This window comes from Gordonia jinghuaiqii (assembly GCF_014041935.1).
GTDB lineage: Bacteria > Actinomycetota > Actinomycetes > Mycobacteriales > Mycobacteriaceae > Gordonia > Gordonia jinghuaiqii.
Genome location: NZ_CP059491.1, coordinates 3560931 through 3579602, shown reverse-complemented (window position 1 = coordinate 3579602; position 18672 = coordinate 3560931). Strand labels below are relative to the sequence as shown.

Here is an 18672-nt window from a genome sequence, read left to right as displayed (position 1 = left end):
CCGTCAGCGCCGGATGGTGACCGTCGGGGCGTTGGCGGTCGGCTCGGGGTAGCCGCCGATCAGGTTCCACTCGTCCGGGGTCGCGACCATGGTGACCAGGATCGTCTGACCGCCCGCATCCAGCGAGATGTCCTGCGGCGCACGTGGATTCTGCCGCAGTGCGACCGTGGACCCGCCGTCGGGATCGCCGAGCCCGGGAGCCACGACGATCAGCCGGGTGGTGTCGGCCTGGGGCGGGGGCGGCGCGACGCCGTCGACGATGACCAGCGCCGGTCCGGGCCGGGTGGGGGTTCGGTCGGCGGCGAGGGACAACGCGCCGGGGTCGCCGATCGCGGCGACCACCGGGGTCCAGCGGTGCGGTCGGTCGGTGTGTACCCGGACCGCCGCGCCGATGGCCACCGCACGCAATGCGATCTGCGCGACGACGTGGATCCCCGCGGCGACCGACACGGTGGAGATCCCGGGCCCGAGCAGGCGGGTCGCGACTGCCCGGCCGGCGTGGTCGGCGCCGATGAGCTGGCCGCAACCGCCCGCCGGAAGCCGGACCGAGGCCAGGAATTCATCGGCGTCGGAGCCGGTGAGCGCGGGGAGGTTTCGGTCGAGACGCGTGGGTGTGGCGATGGGGAGACCGACCGCGAGGGCGTCGAACTGGCATCCGTCGAGGGGTTTCAGGCCGGCCGGCCACGACGAGAGAGCCCGGTGGGCCGCGGGGAACTCGTTGAACCGTACGACGCCGGAGACCTCGACAGTCGAGCGGCCGTCGCGGCGCCGGCGTTCGGCGGGGACGTGGCGGAGTCGGACGGTGACGGTTGTGGAGACGGCCGGGTTGACCCAGATGTCGCGCAGGACGGCACCGAGGGCGTCGGGTTCGACGGCGGCACTGCGCATCCGGAGGCCCGCGACACCCACCGACCCCCATTCTTCGGTCAACGAGTCCAGGCTCGCGCCCTCGGTCAGCTGCGTGCCGATCGCGGTGATCTGTCCGGCGGAGAGGATCGTGGTCGACAACCCGCTCTCCGCAAGACGTTTGGCCACCCGGCGGGTGGTGACGGTCGCGGTGCGCAGCGCACCGGCAGCACCGCCGCCGCGGCGGGCGACGGCGTCGGCGCAGTCGAGCGGGTTCAGGCGCAGGACGACGAACACCGACCTCTGGGCGGTCGCCGACAGAGGTCCGAGAGTGCGGTCGTAGGTTGCCGGCGCGACGCCCGAACCCCATACGCGCACACCGTGACTGATGACCTCGATGGAGCTGAGCCGGATGTCGTAGGGGTTGATGCACGCGGCGAGGGTGTCGAGCGGCACCACCTGACCGGCCGGGTCGGCGAGAGTGCTGTTGCCCGGCGTGAGGTAGGTGACCGCGGGACCACCCGGATCGATCCGGACGACCGTCACCAGGGTGTCGCCGACCCAGCGGGCACCGATGGTGGTCGGCGCCGACGACCGCTGTGCCGCGGTGTGCGCGCCCGGGGTGGCGAGGGGGATGTCGAAGGGGGCCGGCGACAGGTCGGCGGCGTCGCGCCGGATCCGCGACCACGAGAAGGACAGTCGCCCGGCCAGCCGACCGAACAGGGACTGTCGCCCGCGGACGCGCACCAGTCCGGCCGCGGCGATCACCGCCGCCACCAGCGCAGAGCTTCCCCACACACTGCCCGACAGCGTCCAGATGACGAGACCGGCGGCCAGGATGACCTCGATCACCACAAGCGTGCGCAGTCCCATCGCGCGCGTGTTCCGATCCACGGTTCGACCCCCTCGATCACCGGTGCTGACAGTGCACGACCGCGCCCGCCGATACCGCGTCCACAGCCGGTGGCGCCCCACACGTCAGGGCCCTGTTTGTCGGTTAGGCTACTACCGCGCGGCAGGGGGTATGCCGTGGGAGATCACAACCGTCCCCGGCGATCGCGTCGAGCTCGGGGGATTCGGTCGGGACAGGGGGAGTCGTGGCACGTCAGCTGACGACCAAGGCTCAGGTGAACGGTTACCGTTTCCTGATCAAGCGGCTCGAACACGCGCTCGTGCGCCGGGACGTGCGGATGCTGCACGACCCGATGCGTTCTCAGCTGCAAGCCCTCGTCGTCGGCACCGTTCTCGGTCTGCTGCTGCTCGGCGGCTGCGGGATCTGGGGCCTGATCCGGCCGCAGGGTTCGGTCGGTGACGCCACCATCCTGGTCAGCAAGAACAGCGGCGCCACGCACGTCCTCATCGAGGACACGCTGCACCCGGTCCTCAATCTCGCCTCGGCCCGACTGATCACCGGCAGCTCCGCATCCCCGACGTCGTTGGGGGACAACAAACTCAAGCCCTACCCGCGCGGACCCCTGCTCGGGATTCCCGGAGCCCCGGCGTCGCTGCCCGGTTCCGCGCACTCGGGCGCCTCGACGTGGACGGTGTGCGATTCCTCGACCGTGTCCTCGACGTCGCCGGTGGAGTCGATCGTGCAGACGGTCATCGCCGACGACCCGGAACTCGGGAACGCGATCGGTGTCGCCCGTCCCGCCGACGCGGTTCTCGTGACGGCCGGTGGCGAGACGTTCCTGATCTACCAGCTGTTCCGGGACGGCTCCTGGAGTCCCGTCCGCGCCGCCGTCGACACCGCTGATGCGCCCGTCCTGCGCGCGCTGGGCCTCGACGCCGCCACCCCGCGACGGATGACCGCGGGTCTGCTCAACGCGTTTCCGCTCGTCGACCCGCTCGCGGTGCCCGCGATCCCGGGCGCCGGACGGCCCGGCGCCGTCGACGGTTCCGCCGTCGGGACCGTGGTCAGGTCGGTCGGGGTCGACGACGCGACCACCTACCATGTGGTGCTGCGCAACGGAGTCCAGGAGATCAGCGCACCGGCCGCTGAGATGATGCGTCTGGCCGACCCGAACGGCGCCGCCCCGGTCACCACGGTTGCCCCGGGACAACTCGCCGCGCTGGAGAATGTGCGGGACCTACCGATCTCCGACTTCCCGGAGCAGACACCGGCGTTGCTCGGCGTCGCCGGCGACCCGGTACTGTGCCGCACCTGGAGTCGCGGCGCCGGTGAACCGCGCGCCGAGACGTCGTTGCTGGCCGGCCGGTCACTCCCGTTGGGCTCCAAGGACATCCCGGTCCGGCTGACCTCAGCCGACGGCTCGGGGCCCGCCCTCGACCAGGTGTTCCTGCCGCCGGGTTCGGGTGAGTACATCCAGGTCACCGGGAATGAGGCGGACAGCACCCGCACCGAATCGCTGTTCTACGTGAACGACTCGGGTGTGCGCTTCGGCGTCCCGGACTTCGAGACCGGTGGGGTTCTCGGACTCGGCGACTCGCCCGCACGTGCTCCCTGGTCGGTGGTGTCGCTGCTCGCGCCCGGACCCACGCTGTCGCGGGGAGCGGCTCTCGTCGCCCACGACGGGCTCGAGACGACCGGCATCGCGCCCGACGGCGAATAGCGTCTCCCCGGACCTCGCGGGGTCGGGATCTGTGAGCGAACCTATGCGGTCAGGGGCCCGCCCACGATATTGCCGACGATGCCGCGGATGACGTTGGTGCCGTCCTCATGTCGCAGTTCCTCGTACCAGGCGGCAGTCTTCTCCGGCTCCTTGCCGTGCGTCACGTCGCAACGCTTGCGGGCCCGGAGCACGAGGTCCGCGGCGCGTTCGGTGCGCGATGCCTCGTAGGCGGCCAGCGCGGCGTGCGGGTCATCGGGATTGTCGCGGAAGGCGAATTGCAACGCGACGGCGTCTTCCATCGCCGAGCATCCGCCCTGGCCGATGTCCGGCGTGGTGTTGTGCGCGGCGTCGCCCAGGACTGCCACGCGACCCCTCACCCAGGTGTGGAACGGATCGGTGTCGTAAATCTCCACGCGGTTGGTGGCGCCCGGCTCCAGTGCGCCGATGAGGGTGTGCACGCCGGGGGCCCACGCGGCGAACTCCTCGGCGAGCACCTCGCGGGCGGTGCCGCGTTCGAACGGGACGCCTTCGGGCATGGGGACGTCGAAGAAGAAGTAGAAACGGTTGCCGGCCACCGGCATCACCGACACCCGTCGTGAATCACCCACGTAGGTGGTCCATTCGGTGGCCGGACCGATTCTCTCGTCCACCGGGACGAGACCGTTGAAGTTGACGTAACCGGCATAGCGCCGCTCCACCGGGCTGCCGAGCACGTAGTCGCGGGTCAGCGACTTCGCGCCGTCGGCGCCGATCACGATGTCGCCACTGGCGCTGGTGCCGTCGGCGAACTCGACGGTCGCCTGGGCAGGGCCGTCGTGCACGGCCACCATCTTCTTGCCGAAGTTGATGTCGTCGTGACCGAAGGCGTTCATCAGCATCAGCTGCAGTTCGGCGCGCGCGATGGGGTAGGGCCGTTGCCCGACCTCGTCGATGAGCGGCTGCATGCTGAAGCGACACATGGTCTCTCCGGTGAAGGCGTCGACGTAACTCATCGAGTCGACGATGCCGCCGAGCGCGGCGGTCTCCTCTTCCAGGCCGAGATGGTTGAGGCACCTGACGCCGTTGGACCACACCGAGATCGCCGCACCGACGGGTTTGTTCTCGGTGACCTGCTCGTAGACCTCGACCTCGAGTCCCAGCTGTTTGAGTGCGATGGCCGCGGACGCCCCGCCCATACCCGCGCCGATGATGACTGCCTTCACAGGGACCAAGGCTATGGGTACGCCGCGATCGGCGCGCGGCGAGCGTCCGCTGATACCGATGCGGCACCCTCGACGACGATCAGCGGCGGCCGTGTCCGTCGACAAGGGCCGTGACCATCTGCTGCCACTGAGCGGTGACCGTCTCGAGGTCGAGGCCCACATCGACCATCAGGTACCGGACCGAAGTCGCCGACATCGGGGCCTGCACCGCCAGCGACACGAAATCGAGCTCGTCACCGAAACCCAGTTGGCGCAACAGGATCTGGACATGCTGCGTCGAGGTCCGCGCAACCGGATGAGTCATGAAGTCCTCGGCCGCCGCGCCGGCCTCCAACAGGATGTCGAGGTGGTCGCAGGTGAGCTTGAGCCGGGCGCGTCCGTAGGCGAGCAGCCGGTCGAGCGGTGGTGCGCCGGGCCCCAGCGGCTCCGGACCGGACAGGTAGGCCTGCTGCATCTCGGCCTCGGAGTGATCGAGGAGCGCGAGCATCAGTCCGGTACGGCTACCGAAGCGTCGGAACACCGTGCCCTTGCCCACACCTGCCTCGCGGGCCACCGCCTCCATCGTCACCGCGGCGGCACCGTGGTGGTCGATCAGGTTCTTCGCGGCAGCCAGCAACAGTCGCCGGTTACGTGCGGCGTCGGCACGTTCGGTCCCCGTGGGGTTGAGAGAGACATGGAGCGGGGAGTGGTCGGGCCCGTTCGGCACGTGATGAGCGTAACTGTTCATCGCGACCCGGAATCAATCGGACCTTGGTCCGGTTGAAGGCGTCGAACTTCGCGGTCCAGTAAGGGGCCGCGCATCTACGGAAGGGAAAGACATGTCGGAACGAGTCGTCGAACTGGTGGCGCTGGTCGGAAGTCTGCGCGCAGGGTCGGTCAATCGGCAGCTGGCTCACGTCGCTGCGGACAACGCACCGGCCGGAGTCCGCATCACTGTCGTCGACGACCTCGGCGCACTCCCGTTCTACAGCGAGGACCTCGACGTCGAGGGGCAGCTCGACGCGAACGTGACGGCGTTGCGTGAGGTCGTCGGCGCAGCCGACGGCGTGGTCATCGCCACCCCTGAGTACAACGGCACCATGCCGGCCGCCCTGAAGAACGCCATCGACTGGCTCTCGCGTCCCTACGGCGTCGGAGCCCTCACCGGTAAGCCCGTCGCCGTCCTGAGTGCGGGCCTCGGCCAGTACGGGGGACTCTGGACCCGCGAGGACACCCGCAAGTCGGTGGGCATCGCCGGTGGGCGCGCGATCGAGGACGCCGACCTCGGTCTGCAGATCACCGCCCTTCCCGAGGCCGGCATCGAAGACCCGGCCGTCGTCGAGAAGGTCGTCGCCTCCGTCCGCCGCCTCGTCGACGAGGTCGCCGTCAACGCCTGAGGGCTCTCCCGCTCTTCCACGACGCCGCGTCGGGCTCCCGCCCGGTGCGGCGTCGTCGTGTCACCGGGGCTGTGGACTGCCGGTGGACATGTTGTGGACCACCACTGGACAACCTGTGCGCGACACGCCGGGCGTGCGCGGGACACGCCGGAATTCACGATCATGCGCCGCTGCGACCTGCATGTCTTCCACGAATGTTATTCACAACCCCTTGTGGTGCCCAGAATTGTCAGCCACTAGGTGTAGTGTTTTCACTACCAGCCAGGCAGACGACGAGAGCAGTTCGACTCCTCGGAGAACGCCAGGAAGTCAGTGATTCAAGTCACGATCTTCACGCTGGGAAACCGCACGTCACTGGCGATTCCTTCGACCCGAGGAGCACTCCGAATGTCCATCACCGTCTACACCAAGCCGGCATGTGTCCAGTGCAACGCCACCTACAAGGCCCTCGACAAGCAGGGTCTGGCCTACGACATCATCGACATCACCGAAGATCCCGAGGCGCGTGACTACGTCATGGCCCTCGGCTACCTGCAGGCGCCCGTCGTGGTCGTCGGCGACTCGCACTGGTCGGGCTTCCGTCCCGACCGCATCAAGGAACTCGCCACCGCAGCTGCCTGACCTCATCGGCCTCGCCTCAGCAGGCGGCGCCGAGACGCCAGATCTTCTGGTCCGGGCTCCTGTGAAGTCCGAGCGCGATCCGACGGGGAAGCCGGATCCGCCGCCGAGGGAGTCGCGTCGAGGCGTTGCGTCGAGGCAGTGGCATCGAGGAAATGGCCGCGCCGGTTCCGGCGTTGGAACCGACAGCCGTCCCACGGGTGTTCCGCCCGGAGCGGGCACCATCGAATGAGAGTCAGCAAGGGTTGGAGGAGACATGTCGGCTGTGACGCCGTTGATCGTGTACTTCTCCTCCGTTTCCGAGAACACACACCGGTTCGTCGGCAAGCTGGGGATTCGCGCACTGCGCATCCCGGTGGCCGACCGGACCGGTGATTTTTCTGTGGACGAACCGTATGTGCTGGTCTGCCCGACCTACGGGGGTGGACGAGCGACCGGCAAGCCCGGCGGTCACGTACCCAAGCAGGTCATCCGCTTCCTCAACGATGAACACAACCGATCGCTGATCAGGGGGGTGATCGCAGCGGGTAACACGAACTTCGGTGAGGAGTTCTGTCACGCCGGCGACATCATCTCGCGCAAATGTCGCGTGCCCTACCTGTACCGGTTCGAATTGATGGGCACCACCGACGACGTCGACCGCGTACGAGCGGGACTCGCCGACTTCGCCCTGAGTCCGGCGTTCGCGACAGGTGAGTCGCTGCACGCCTCGCCCGCCTGACGCCCTGTCACACCCCTCCTTGTCACACCCCACCCATACTCTGCCCTCACAGGCACCCGGTCACCAGTCACCACAATCCGCAGGAGTCATCTGTCGTGTCGCCCACCGCCGCCGTCTCGGACACAACCTCAGCCAGCAAATCGGGCGTGCACGCCGGTCCGTCGGGGCATGAGCCCGGCGAGCTCGACTTCCACGCGCTCAACGCGATGCTCAACCTGTACGACGCCGACGGAAAGATCCAGTTCGACAAGGATCGCGAGGCCGCACGCCAGTACTTCCTGCAGCACGTCAACCAGAACACCGTCTTCTTCCACGACCTCGACGAGAAGCTCGAGTACCTCGTCGAGGAGAACTACTACGAGCCCGAGGTCCTCGCCAAGTACGACGGCGAGTTCGTCAAGGGGCTCTTCAAGCACGCCTACGCCAAGAAGTTCCGGTTCCCGACGTTCCTGGGGGCGTTCAAGTACTACACGAGCTACACGCTCAAGACCTTCGACGGCAAGCGGTACCTCGAGCGGTTCGAGGATCGGGTGTGCATGGTGGCGCTGACGCTGGCCGACGGCGACACGGCCCTCGCCCGCAACCTGGTCGACGAGATCATCGAGGGACGTTTCCAGCCGGCCACGCCGACCTTCCTCAACTCGGGCAAGAAGCAGCGCGGCGAGCCGGTCTCGTGCTTCCTGCTCCGCATCGAGGACAACATGGAGTCCATCGGCCGCTCCATCAACTCGGCGCTGCAGCTGTCCAAGCGCGGCGGCGGGGTTGCGTTGCTGCTGTCCAACATTCGTGAGCACGGCGCGCCGATCAAGAAGATCGAGAACCAGAGTTCGGGTGTCATCCCGATCATGAAGCTGCTCGAGGACTCCTTCTCCTACGCCAACCAGCTCGGTGCGCGTCAGGGTGCGGGTGCGGTCTACCTGCATGCCCACCACCCCGACATCTACCGCTTCCTCGACACCAAGCGAGAGAACGCCGACGAGAAGATCCGCATCAAGACGCTGTCGCTCGGCGTGGTCATCCCGGACATCACGTTCCAGCTGGCCAAGGACAACGACGACATGTACCTGTTCAGCCCGTACGACGTCGAACGCGTCTACGGTGTGCCGTTCGCCGACATCAACGTCACCGACAAGTACCAGGAGATGGTCGACGACCGTCGGATCCGCAAGACCAAGATCAAGGCGCGCGAGTTCTTCCAGACCCTCGCCGAGCTGCAGTTCGAGTCGGGCTATCCCTACATCATGTTCGAGGACACGGTGAACAGGGCCAACCCGATCGACGGCAAGATCACCCACTCCAACCTGTGCTCGGAGATCCTGCAGGTGTCGACGGCGTCGACCTTCAACGACGATCTGTCCTATGCCGAGGTGGGCAAGGACATCTCGTGCAACCTGGGGTCGCTGAACATCGCCAAGACGATGGACTCGCCCGACATCGGCCAGACCATCGAGACCGCGATCCGCGGGCTCACCGCGGTGAGCGACCAGACCACCATCACCTCGGTGCCCTCGATCGAGCACGGCAACAACAACTCGCACGCCATCGGCCTGGGGCAGATGAACCTGCATGGGTACCTCGCGCGCGAGCGGGTGTTCTACGGCAGCGAAGAAGGCATCGACTTCACGAACATCTACTTCTACACGGTGCTCTTCCATGCGCTGCGCGCGTCGAACACGATCGCGCGGGAGCGGGGCAAGGCGTTCACCGGGTTCGAGAAGTCGAAGTACGCCAGTGGCGAGTTCTTCGACAAGTACACCGATCAGGCATGGGAGCCGGCCACCCAGAAGGTGCGGGATCTGTTCGACCAGGCCGGGATCCACATCCCCACCCAGGACGACTGGCGTGAGCTGAAGGCGGCCGTCCAGCGCGACGGCATCTACAACCAGAACCTGCAGGCGGTGCCGCCGACCGGTTCGATCAGCTACATCAACCACTCGACCAGCTCGATCCACCCGGTCGCGGCAAAGGTGGAGATCCGCAAGGAGGGCAAGATCGGTCGCGTCTACTACCCGGCGCCCTACATGACCAACGACAACCTGGAGTACTACCAGGACGCGTATGAGATCGGCTACGAGAAGATCATCGACACCTACGCCGCGGCGACGCAGCACGTCGACCAGGGCCTGAGTCTGACGCTGTTCTTCAAGGACACCGCCACCACCCGCGACGTCAACAAAGCGCAGATCTACGCATGGCGCAAGGGCATCAAGACGCTGTACTACATCCGTCTGCGCCAGATCGCGCTCGAGGGCACCGAAGTGGAGGGTTGCGTCTCGTGCATGTTGTAAACCATTGCGAGACAACCACTTCGCGGACCGCCTGCCCCAATTCGACCCGTTAGACGAGGAAGAATCATGACCTCCACCGAGAGCCACAGCCCCGCCGACGGCGCACCCATCAAGCTGGTCAGCCGGGTCTCGGCGATCAACTGGAACCGCGTTCCCGACGACAAGGACGCCGAGGTCTGGGATCGCCTCACCGGAAACTTCTGGTTGCCCGAGAAGGTGCCGGTGTCCAACGACATCCCGTCGTGGGGCACGCTGACGGAGTACGAGAAGCAACTCACCATGCGGGTGTTCACCGGCTTGACGCTTCTCGACACCATTCAGGGCACGGTCGGCGCGGTCTCGCTCATCCCGGATGCGACCACTCCCCATGAAGAGGCGGTGCTCACCAACATCGCGTTCATGGAGTCGGTGCACGCCAAGAGCTACAGCTCGATCTTCTCCACCCTGTGCTCCACCAAGGAGATCGACGAGGCGTTCCGCTGGTCGGAGGAGAACGAGCAACTGCAGCGCAAGGCACGCATCGTCATGGACTATTACCGTGGCGAGGACCCCCTCAAGCGCAAGGTCGCCTCGACGCTGCTCGAGTCGTTCCTCTTCTACTCGGGCTTCTACCTGCCGATGTACTGGTCGAGCCGCGCCAAGCTCACCAACACCGCCGACCTGATCCGTCTCATCATCCGAGACGAGGCCGTGCACGGGTACTACATCGGCTACAAGTACCAGCGGGCCCTCGAGGTCGAGACCCCGCAGCGTCGTGAAGAGCTCAAGGACTACACCTTCGAGCTGCTGTTCGAGCTGTACGACAACGAGAGCGACTACACCGAGACGCTCTACGACGAGGTCGGACTCACCGAGGACGTCAAGAAGTTCCTGCGCTACAACGCCAACAAGGCCCTGATGAACCTGGGCTACGAGGCGATGTTCCCCAAGGACGAGACCGACGTGAACCCGGCGATCCTCTCGGCACTGTCGCCCAACGCCGACGAGAACCACGACTTCTTCTCCGGGTCGGGCAGCTCGTATGTCATCGGCAAGGCCGTCAACACCGAGGACGAGGACTGGGACTTCTAGTCCCGGTGGGGATTTCGTAGCGATAGTGCGCACATAGCGCGCACTGTCGCTACGAATCGCCGGCGGTGAGGCGGTCGTAGAGGTCGCCGAGCTCGTCGATGGCCTCGGCGATGTCTGCCGGCGCGACGCCGGTCGCCCGCAGTGCCGCCCGCAGCTCCGTGCCGTCGAGTGCGGTGAGCGGGTTCATCCGCGGCGGTGCCGGCAGCGGCGGCAGCGCCGCGGTGGTGCCGTAGAAGTCGTCGGGCCGCAGGAACTCCGACGGCCCGGCGTCGTCCGGGGTGCTCCTCACCGCGGGCCGCGAGTCGATCTCGCCGAGCAGCGTTCGCAGGTCGGTGCCCATCACGGTGAGCAGCGTCAGCGGCGAACGGTCGATCTCGGCCGCGATCTCGTAGCAGGTGACCAGGGCGTGGATGCAGCGCGGCGCGTCGTCGGGGCAGGTGCAGTCGGTGTCGACGTCCGCCGACTCGGTCGGCACGAGCAGTTCGCCGAGGGTAGCTGGTTGTTCGCCGCGCGTCAGCAGCATGAGCTCTTCGACGGCATCGTGGTCGCGGAGCAGCGTCGCCAGGGTCGGGGTGTCGACGGTGCGGGTGGTCAGGAGAACGTCGAACGGATCGAGCTGTGTGCCCTCGACCGAGGCGGTCACCGAACCCGACGCGATGCGCAGACCGTGTACGTGCCGGTCGCGGAAGTATCTGCGCGCCTTGGTGATCCGCCGGCTGTCGGCGACCGTCTCGCCGTCTGGGCCGCGGCCCTCGACGACGTCGACGAACGCGCGGGACCAGGGTGTGAGACCGTAACCGCGGACCGCGATGGTGCCGCGGTTGCCCTGCCGCTGAGTTCCTTTCTTGCGCACGGTCATTCGCTCACCGCCTCATCGCGCAGGCGGAACAGCTCGAAGAGTTCGTCGTCGGCGAGATCCGACACCCAGTTCTCGCCGGCCGCAACCGTGAGCCGCGACAATTCGCGTTTCTTGGCGATCATGTCGTCGATCCGCTCCTCGATGGTGCCGACGCACACGAATCGGTACACCGACACCTTCTGGTTCTGGCCGATCCGGTAGGCGCGGTCGGTGGCCTGGTCCTCGACTGCCGGATTCCACCAGCGGTCGACGTGGACGACGTGGTTGGCGGCGGTCAGATTGAGCCCGGTGCCACCGGCCTTCAGTGTGGCCAGCATCAGCGGCGGTCCGCTCTCGGACTGGAAGTCGGCGACGAGACGGTCCCGTTCGGTGCGGCCGAGACCGCCGTGCAGCAACGGGATCTGGGTGCCGAACTGTTCGGACAGCCAGGCCGAGAGCAGCTCGCCGAAGGCGGCGAACTGGGTGAAGACCAATGCCCGGTCGCCCTCGTCGGCGACGGTGGAGACGATGTCGGCGAGCAGTTCGACCTTGCCCGAACGGTGTTCGCCGTCCCGGACGAGTTCGGTGCCGTCGGCCAGGTAGTGCGCAGGGTGGTTGCACACCTGCTTGAGGCGGGTCAGTGCGGCCAGCACGTTGCGACGGCGCAGGGTCCGCTGCTGCTTGTCGCGCAGTGCGACCATCAGCTCGTCGATGATCGCGCGATAGAGCGCCGCCTGCTCGACGGTCAGGTTCGCGCGGACCGCGAAGTCGGCCTTCTCCGGCAGGTCCGCGGCGATCGCGGGGTCGGTCTTCTCGCGGCGCAGGATGAACGGCCGGGTGATCGCGGACAGGCGACGCAGCGCGGCGGGGTCGCGGTCACGTTCGATCGGTTCGGCATAGCGCGCCCGGAATACCGACGCAGACCCCAGGAGCCCGGGATTGACCAGGTCGATCACCGCACGCAGATCCTCGAGCCGGTTCTCGACGGGGGTGCCGGTCAAAGCGAGGCGCCGGGCGGCGGGAATGCTCCGGATGGCCTTGGCGGCGATGGTGTTGACGTTCTTGACGTGCTGGGCCTCGTCGACGACGATGCGATGCCACGGGCGGACCGACAGCATCTCGTGATCGCGTGCGGCGATCGCGAAGGTGGTCACGATCACGTCGGCGGCGTCGCGGATGGCGGTGAATGCGGCGCCGGCCGACCGGGAGGGCCCATGGTGGATCGCGACGCGCAGCGTGGGGGCGAACCGTGCGAATTCGCGCGCCCAGTTGCCGACCAGCGACATCGGGCAGACGACGAGCGTCGGCCCGGGCTTCGCGGCAGCGTCGGATTCAGCGCCGTCGGATTCAGCGCCGCCGGATTCAGCGCCGTCGAGATCAGCGCCTGCGACGGTCCGCTCGTGGCATTCCAGTGCGATCACCTGCAGCGTCTTTCCCAGGCCCATGTCGTCGGCCAGTACGCCGCCGACCCCGAGCGTCGACAGATGGACGAGCCAATCGAGTCCGCGTTGCTGATAGGGACGCAGGTCGGCTTCGAGAACCGCTGGGGGAGTGACCGGTTCGGGTCGGAGGGAGCCGCCGTCGGCGACGTCGTCGAGCCACGACAGGCCCTCGACGCGGGTGACGGGGACGGGGAGTTTGTCCGATTGGCCGGTGACCAGGCCGAACAGTTCACCGAAGTCGGCGGGTGGCTCGGATGAGGCCAGTGCACGTTGCGCGGTGACGAATGCGGCGGCCCGCGACAGGGCGGCGCCCTCGGCGCGCACCCAGACGCCACGTACCCGGACCAGATCGCCTTTCTGGCCGGACAATTCGTCGAGATCGGCATCGGTCAGGGTGATGGCGTCGGTGGAATCGCCCAGCGCGAGACGCCATTCGAACTCCCGGATCTCGCGCAGACCGACCATCGCGGCGGGCGCTCCGCCGCCGGGTGGCGCAAGAGCGCGCAGGGTCAGCCCCGGCCGGACCTCGGCGATCGTGCGCGGCAACAGCACCGGGATGCCGGCTGCGCCGAGCGCCGCGGCTCCGGTGGTGAACAGTTCCTCGGCCACCTCGGTGGGCAGCAGGAAGTCCAGGGAGCCGCGGTCGGGGTCGGCTCGGCCGAGTTCGGGGAACTCGCGGACGGCGGTGGCCAGCGCGGTCGTCAGCTCGTCGAGTTCGTGCGCGTCGAGACGATGGGGAGCGACCGGCTCCACCTGGCCGTCGATGCTGCGCCGGCAGACCTGTAGACGCCAGCGCGCGTCGGCGGCGACCTCCGCGCGGGTGGGCATGCCGAAACTGTCGTCGTCCCAGGCGTCGTCCCACTGACTCTCGGCGAGATCGTCGTATTCGGGTTCGTGTAGACGCAGGATCAGCGACCGATCGTCGCGAGGTGCGCCGGAGTTCCACCGCGACCAGCCCCCGGCCGCGGCCGCGAGCCGCTCCGGCGAGCACGGCGCGCCCGAGTCGGTGCCGGGCAGCAGCGCGCGCACGACCGGCGAGGCGGGTCGGGGCTGCCCGAGGCGGGCGGTGGACCGGCCGAGTGCGGCGCGGGATTCATGATCGACGAGCTCGGCGATGAAATCGTCCAGGGCGGCGTCGGAACCGTTGTGCAGCAGCGCATCCGGTGCGCTGCCCACCGCGACGGCGTGCCAGCTGCGCCAGCTGGGAGTGGGGATGGCGACCCAGCGGAGCAACCATTCTCCGGCGATCTGCATCACCGAGGGCGCCACCGCACCCGACGCGACGAAGGTGCGCACGCCGTCGAGGAGGTAGCGGTACCACCGCACGTCACCGCAGACCGGGACCGAACGTGACGCGTCGAGCACCGCCACCGCCGACGCCACTCCCAGCGTGGCGGCGCGGACGAACTGCCGGTGGCCTGCGTCGTCGATGACCGGGATGTCGCTGCGGAACCTGCGGCCGGTGAGGGCGTCGCGGAGGGGAGCGGGGAGATCGGCGGTGTCACCCTCCACCCACATCGCCATGCCGACGCCCGGGCGCCAGAGGGCGTGCAGGGGCGCGACGGTACGGGTCGTGGGGGCGGAGTCCGGTGGAGTCAGCCCGCTGCGCAGCGAGTCGGATGGCATCGAGGATCACGCACAGTCTAACGACGGCGTCCGACACGGTCGGAGCGCTGCGCTCAGGCGCTACTGTTTGTCGAACGGCCCGACCACCACAGGAGGTACCGATGGGGAAGTCGACAGAGCGCGAGCGCGCCGAGGAAGAAGTGCGCACCGACCCGCCGGGGCCGAAGGATCACGGACGCGAAGGCGGTATGGCGACCCGCGAGAACGCTCCGGAAGCGGTCAAGCGGTCCGGTGAGGACAGTTCGGACGACTGACGAATCGCCACAACTCCGCACACCGAACTGCCCGGGTACGCCACGGCGTACCCGGGCAGTGGTGTGCCCGGGCGGTGGTGTGCCCGGGCGGTGGTGTGTCCGACCCCGAACGCTCAGGAGACCTCGCGCAGCAGCCCCGTCGCCACGTCGAAGACGAAGCCGCGCAGCGAGGTCGTCTTGGTGACGAACGGACTGTTCTCGATGCGGGTGATGGACTGGCGGACGTCCTCGTCGAGATCGCCGAACGACTCGGCCGCCCACTCCGGTTTCTGTCCCGTCTCGTCCTGGATTCCGCGCTTGAACTCGTCGTCGGTGAACGTCAGCATGCCGCAGTCGGTGTGGTGGATCAGGATGATCTCGGTGGTGCCGAGGAGTCGCTGACTGATCGCGAGTGACCGGATCTCGTCGTCGGTGACCACGCCGCTGGCATTGCGGATGACGTGCGCCTCGCCCGGGTTCAGGCCGAGGACGCGGTAGACATCGAGGCGGGCGTCCATGCACGCCACGACCGCCACATGCTTCGACGGGGGAAGCGGCAGCGGACCGGTGAAGGTCTTGGCGTATTCGGCGTTGTTCGCGAGATATTCGTCGGTGACGGTCATGCGCCAACCCTGATGTGGCCGGGCGTCCTCGGCAAGGTTTTCGACGCAGCTGATCCGAAGGCGTACCGAGGGCGCGGTCGGGAACTCAGGAGTTGCCGTCGAGTGAACCCTTGACGTCGTTGAGCACCAGCCAGGCGGCCGCCAGGCCCGGCGACTCGTACCAGACCTCGTCGTTCACGGCGAGCACACGCTTCCATACGGGGGCGCCCAGGCTGAGCCATTCATCGCTGAGGAGGACGTCCTCGCCATGGGCCTGGCCCTTCTCGCCCTCGAAGCTCACATATATGAGGTCACCGTCGGCGTCGCGGAAGTTGTCGTCGGTGATGGGGAAGGATTCCGGGACGCGTTGCGGCCCGGGTCGCTGGACGCCGATGTCGCCGAGGACCTGGCCGGCGAAGGTGTCCATTCCGGCGATGGTCTCCGAGCCGTCGCCGAACCGGACGAGCGACACCTGGGTGTGCGCGGCGTCCATCCGCCTCCCGGTCTTGGCGGCCTCGGTCGTGTACTCCGCGAGTCGTTGTGCGCCGGCCTCGCTGCGGCCCACGGCGTCGGCGACCGCCTGGAACTGTTCTTTCCAGTCCCCGTCTTTCCCGTCTCGGCTTGCCGGAACGGTGACCGCCGGTACGCCCGCGAAGGCGCGCGCGGATGCGGCGGTGTCGGCGGTGGTGAGGACGAGGTCGGCGTCGGCCGCCGCGACCGCCGCGGCGTCGGGCGTCGATCCGATCGCGGGTACCGACGACAACTGCGGGCCGAGGTAGGCCGGAACCGAGCCGGGCTCCGCGGTCACCGCAGTCACCTTGGGGCCGATGCCGAGCGCGCAGAGAGCGTCGAGGACGGCGGGGTCGGTCACGACCACGCGGGCGACATCGGCGGTGCCGGGATCGGGAGCCGTCGGCGCGAGACAGGTCTTCGCAGGGTCGCGGTCGGCGGAGACGATGTTCACCTCGGCCACCCGCGTGACGCTGGTGGAGATGGGGGAGCCGTCGGGTGTCGTCAAGGCCTGTTCACCGGAACAGGCGGCGGACGCCGCGACCGCCACGCCGACGACGGCCGTCCAGCTCAGGCGACGGACGCGGGAAACGCCGGCACGGCCGGGGCGGAAGTCCATGGTTCTGGCGTCTGTAACCCTGCGCTGCACCCGCCCAACCTAGCACCGGGGACACCGCGCAGATCCTCGGCTTCCACGCGCACACCAGGTCAGCGGGCCGGGGAGCGCCGCACACCCTTCAGGAAGCCTGGCGCGTCGTGGAGGAAATATGCTGTGAGCACTACCGATACGGTCGCCGCGGGGTCGAATACGACAGATCGTAGGACCCGGTCGGCTCGGGCACCGGGAAGGGTTTAGGATCATTACTCAGCGCTCTGTTTGTTCATGTTCCGACCGACGGCCGAAGGGGTTCGGCCTCGCGCTCGGGCAAGAGGAGGATCTGTGACCGCGGTAGACCAACCCACCACGCAAGTGGCTCCAGTGCGTCCATACCCGGAGCGCTATCAGCCCAAGGGTTCGTTCATCTACAAGCTGCTCACCACGACCGATCACAAGCTGATCGGCATGATGTACATCACTGCATGCTTTGCGTTCTTCCTCATCGGCGGCCTCATGGCGCTGCTGATGCGTGGTGAGCTCGCGATGCCGGGCATGCAGTTCTTGTCCACCGAGCAGTTCAACCAGCTCTTCACGATGCACGGCACCGTGATGCTGTTGATGTACGCAACCCCGATCGTCATCGGCTTCGCCAACTTCGTGTTGCCGCTGCAGATCGGCTCGCCCGACGTCGCGTTCCCGCGACTCAATGCTCTCGGCTTCTGGCTGTTCGTCTTCGGCTCGACGATCGCCATCGCCGGCTTCATCACCCCCGGTGGTGCCGCCGACTTCGGTTGGACGGCGTACACGCCGCTGACCGACGCGGTGCACAGCCCCGGTATCGGCGCCGACCTGTGGATCATGGGTCTGGGTGTCTCGGGTCTGGGCACCATCCTCGGTGCCGTGAACATGGTCACCACCGTGGTCTGCCTCCGCGCACCCGGTATGACGATGTTCCGCATGCCGATCTTCACCTGGAACATCCTGGTGACCAGCGTCCTGATCCTGCTGATCTTCCCGCTGCTGACCGCGGCGCTGCTGGGTCTCGAGGTCGACCGCCAGTTCGGTGCCCACATCTATGACCCGGCCAACGGCGGCGCCATCCTGTGGCAGCACCTGTTCTGGTTCTTCGGACACCCCGAGGTCTACGTCATCGCCCTGCCGTTCTTCGGCATCGTCTCCGAGGTCTTCCCGGTCTTCTCGCGTAAGCCGATCTTCGGCTACTCGGGCCTGATCTACGCGACCCTGGCGATCGCGGCCCTGTCGGCGGCGGTGTGGGCGCACCACATGTACGTCACCGGCGCGGTGCTGCTCCCGTTCTTCTCCTTCATGACGTTCCTGATCGCGGTGCCCACCGGCGTGAAGTTCTTCAACTGGGTGGGGACGATGTGGCGAGGTCACATCACCTTCGAGACGCCGATGCTCTTCTCTGTCGGCTTCATCGTGACCTTCCTCTTCGGTGGTCTGACCGGTGTCCTGCTCGCGAGCCCGCCGCTGGACTTCCACCTGTCCGACAGCTACTTCGTGGTCGCGCACTTCCACTACGTGCTCTTCGGCACCATCGTGTTCGCCACCTACGCCGGCATCTACTTCTGGTTCCCGAAGATGACCGGACGCATGCTCGACGAGCGTCTCGGCAAGATCCACTTCTGGTTGACCTTCATCGGCTTCCACATGACGTTCCTGGTGCAGCACTGGCTGGGCAACGAGGGCATGCCGCGTCGTTACGCCGACTACCTGCCGTCGGATGGCTTCACGACGTTGAACATGATCTCCACCGTCGGTGCCTTCATCCTCGGCCTGTCGACCCTGCCGTTCCTGTGGAACGTGTTCCGCAGCTACCGCTACGGCGAGGTCGTGACCGTCGACGATCCGTGGGGCTTCGGCAACTCCCTCGAGTGGGCCACCTCGTGCCCGCCGCCGCGTCACAACTTCACCGAGCTGCCCCGCATCCGGTCGGAGCGTCCGGCGTTCGAGCTGCACTACCCGCACATGATCGAGCGGATGCGTGCCGAGGCGCACGTCGGTCCGGGTCACGACTCGGGCAAGGACCGTCAGATGGAAGAGGCTCGTCGCGAGCCGTTCACCGTGGGCTCGCACGAGGGGTCTCCGGATCCCGACCCGCGCTGAC

The 18672-nt window shown here is 67.5% G+C and carries 15 protein-coding genes; 8 read left to right on the top strand and 7 right to left on the bottom strand.

Annotated features, from left to right (window positions below; genetic code table 11):
- Positions 1 to 3 precede the first annotated feature (3 nt).
- The gene (gene eccE, locus H1R19_RS15985) at positions 4 to 1740 is read right to left on the bottom strand and encodes a type VII secretion protein EccE (protein WP_219849540.1); all 1737 of its coding nucleotides are present in this window, start codon (positions 1738 to 1740) and stop codon (positions 4 to 6) included.
- 203 nt (positions 1741 to 1943) lie between these two features.
- Here eccE and eccB point away from each other — a divergent pair, with 203 nt between their 5' ends.
- On the top strand, positions 1944 to 3419 hold the full coding sequence (gene eccB / locus H1R19_RS15980; protein WP_219849539.1) for a type VII secretion protein EccB: 1476 nt from the start codon (positions 1944 to 1946) through the stop codon (positions 3417 to 3419).
- 41 nt (positions 3420 to 3460) lie between these two features.
- On the opposite strand, the gene hpxO is transcribed toward eccB, so the two are convergent.
- Together hpxO and H1R19_RS15970 are read right to left on the bottom strand one after the other, a co-directional pair.
- Entirely contained in the window at positions 3461 to 4621 is a 1161-nt protein-coding gene (hpxO, locus tag H1R19_RS15975; RefSeq protein ID WP_244970724.1) for an FAD-dependent urate hydroxylase HpxO, read from the bottom strand.
- A gap of 79 nt (positions 4622 to 4700) precedes the next feature.
- Positions 4701 to 5327, bottom strand: coding sequence for a TetR/AcrR family transcriptional regulator (locus tag H1R19_RS15970; RefSeq protein ID WP_188327531.1), 627 nt, complete (start codon positions 5325 to 5327; stop codon positions 4701 to 4703).
- A 112-nt stretch (positions 5328 to 5439) separates the two neighbouring features.
- Here H1R19_RS15970 and H1R19_RS15965 point away from each other — a divergent pair, with 112 nt between their 5' ends.
- The 5 genes from H1R19_RS15965 to nrdF all read left to right on the top strand — a co-directional run bounded on the left by H1R19_RS15965 (position 5440) and on the right by nrdF (position 10695).
- Positions 5440 to 5997: an NAD(P)H-dependent oxidoreductase gene (locus tag H1R19_RS15965; protein WP_219849537.1), complete on the top strand. Its 558-nt coding sequence runs from the start codon at positions 5440 to 5442 to the stop codon at positions 5995 to 5997.
- A gap of 387 nt (positions 5998 to 6384) precedes the next feature.
- Entirely contained in the window at positions 6385 to 6618 is a 234-nt protein-coding gene (locus tag H1R19_RS15960) for a redoxin NrdH (protein WP_188327533.1), read from the top strand.
- A gap of 253 nt (positions 6619 to 6871) precedes the next feature.
- Positions 6872 to 7336: a class Ib ribonucleoside-diphosphate reductase assembly flavoprotein NrdI gene (gene nrdI / locus H1R19_RS15955; protein WP_188327534.1), complete on the top strand. Its 465-nt coding sequence runs from the start codon at positions 6872 to 6874 to the stop codon at positions 7334 to 7336.
- Between the two features lie 95 nt (positions 7337 to 7431).
- Complete coding sequence (gene nrdE, locus H1R19_RS15950; protein ID WP_188327535.1) at positions 7432 to 9624, top strand: class 1b ribonucleoside-diphosphate reductase subunit alpha; 2193 nt, start codon at positions 7432 to 7434, stop codon at positions 9622 to 9624.
- 66 nt (positions 9625 to 9690) lie between these two features.
- Entirely contained in the window at positions 9691 to 10695 is a 1005-nt protein-coding gene (nrdF, locus tag H1R19_RS15945) for a class 1b ribonucleoside-diphosphate reductase subunit beta (RefSeq protein WP_188327536.1), read from the top strand.
- Between the two features lie 49 nt (positions 10696 to 10744).
- Here nrdF and H1R19_RS15940 read toward each other — a convergent pair whose 3' ends face one another.
- Both H1R19_RS15940 and H1R19_RS15935 read right to left on the bottom strand, forming a co-directional pair.
- Positions 10745 to 11554, bottom strand: coding sequence for an SWIM zinc finger family protein (locus H1R19_RS15940; RefSeq protein ID WP_219849536.1), 810 nt, complete (start codon positions 11552 to 11554; stop codon positions 10745 to 10747).
- Positions 11551 to 14601 (bottom strand): DEAD/DEAH box helicase, encoded by a 3051-nt coding sequence (locus tag H1R19_RS15935; protein WP_219849535.1) that lies wholly within the window; start codon positions 14599 to 14601, stop codon positions 11551 to 11553. The genes H1R19_RS15940 and H1R19_RS15935 overlap by 4 nt, the downstream gene beginning before the upstream one ends.
- Before the next feature lie 101 nt (positions 14602 to 14702).
- On the opposite strand from H1R19_RS15935, the gene H1R19_RS15930 reads away from it, so the two are divergent.
- On the top strand, positions 14703 to 14855 hold the full coding sequence (locus tag H1R19_RS15930) for a hypothetical protein (RefSeq protein ID WP_188327538.1): 153 nt from the start codon (positions 14703 to 14705) through the stop codon (positions 14853 to 14855).
- A gap of 113 nt (positions 14856 to 14968) precedes the next feature.
- Here H1R19_RS15930 and H1R19_RS15925 read toward each other — a convergent pair whose 3' ends face one another.
- Together H1R19_RS15925 and H1R19_RS15920 are read right to left on the bottom strand one after the other, a co-directional pair.
- Positions 14969 to 15457 carry a beta-class carbonic anhydrase gene (locus tag H1R19_RS15925; RefSeq protein WP_219849534.1) on the bottom strand — a complete coding sequence of 163 codons (489 nt, stop codon included), beginning with the start codon at positions 15455 to 15457 and terminating at the stop codon, positions 14969 to 14971.
- Positions 15458 to 15542: 85 nt separating this feature from the next.
- The gene (locus H1R19_RS15920) at positions 15543 to 16565 is read right to left on the bottom strand and encodes an ABC transporter substrate-binding protein (RefSeq protein WP_219849533.1); all 1023 of its coding nucleotides are present in this window, start codon (positions 16563 to 16565) and stop codon (positions 15543 to 15545) included.
- A gap of 321 nt (positions 16566 to 16886) precedes the next feature.
- Here H1R19_RS15920 and ctaD point away from each other — a divergent pair, with 321 nt between their 5' ends.
- The gene (ctaD, locus tag H1R19_RS15915; RefSeq protein ID WP_188327541.1) at positions 16887 to 18671 is read left to right on the top strand and encodes an aa3-type cytochrome oxidase subunit I; all 1785 of its coding nucleotides are present in this window, start codon (positions 16887 to 16889) and stop codon (positions 18669 to 18671) included.
- The last annotated feature ends 1 nt before the right edge of the window (position 18672 follow it).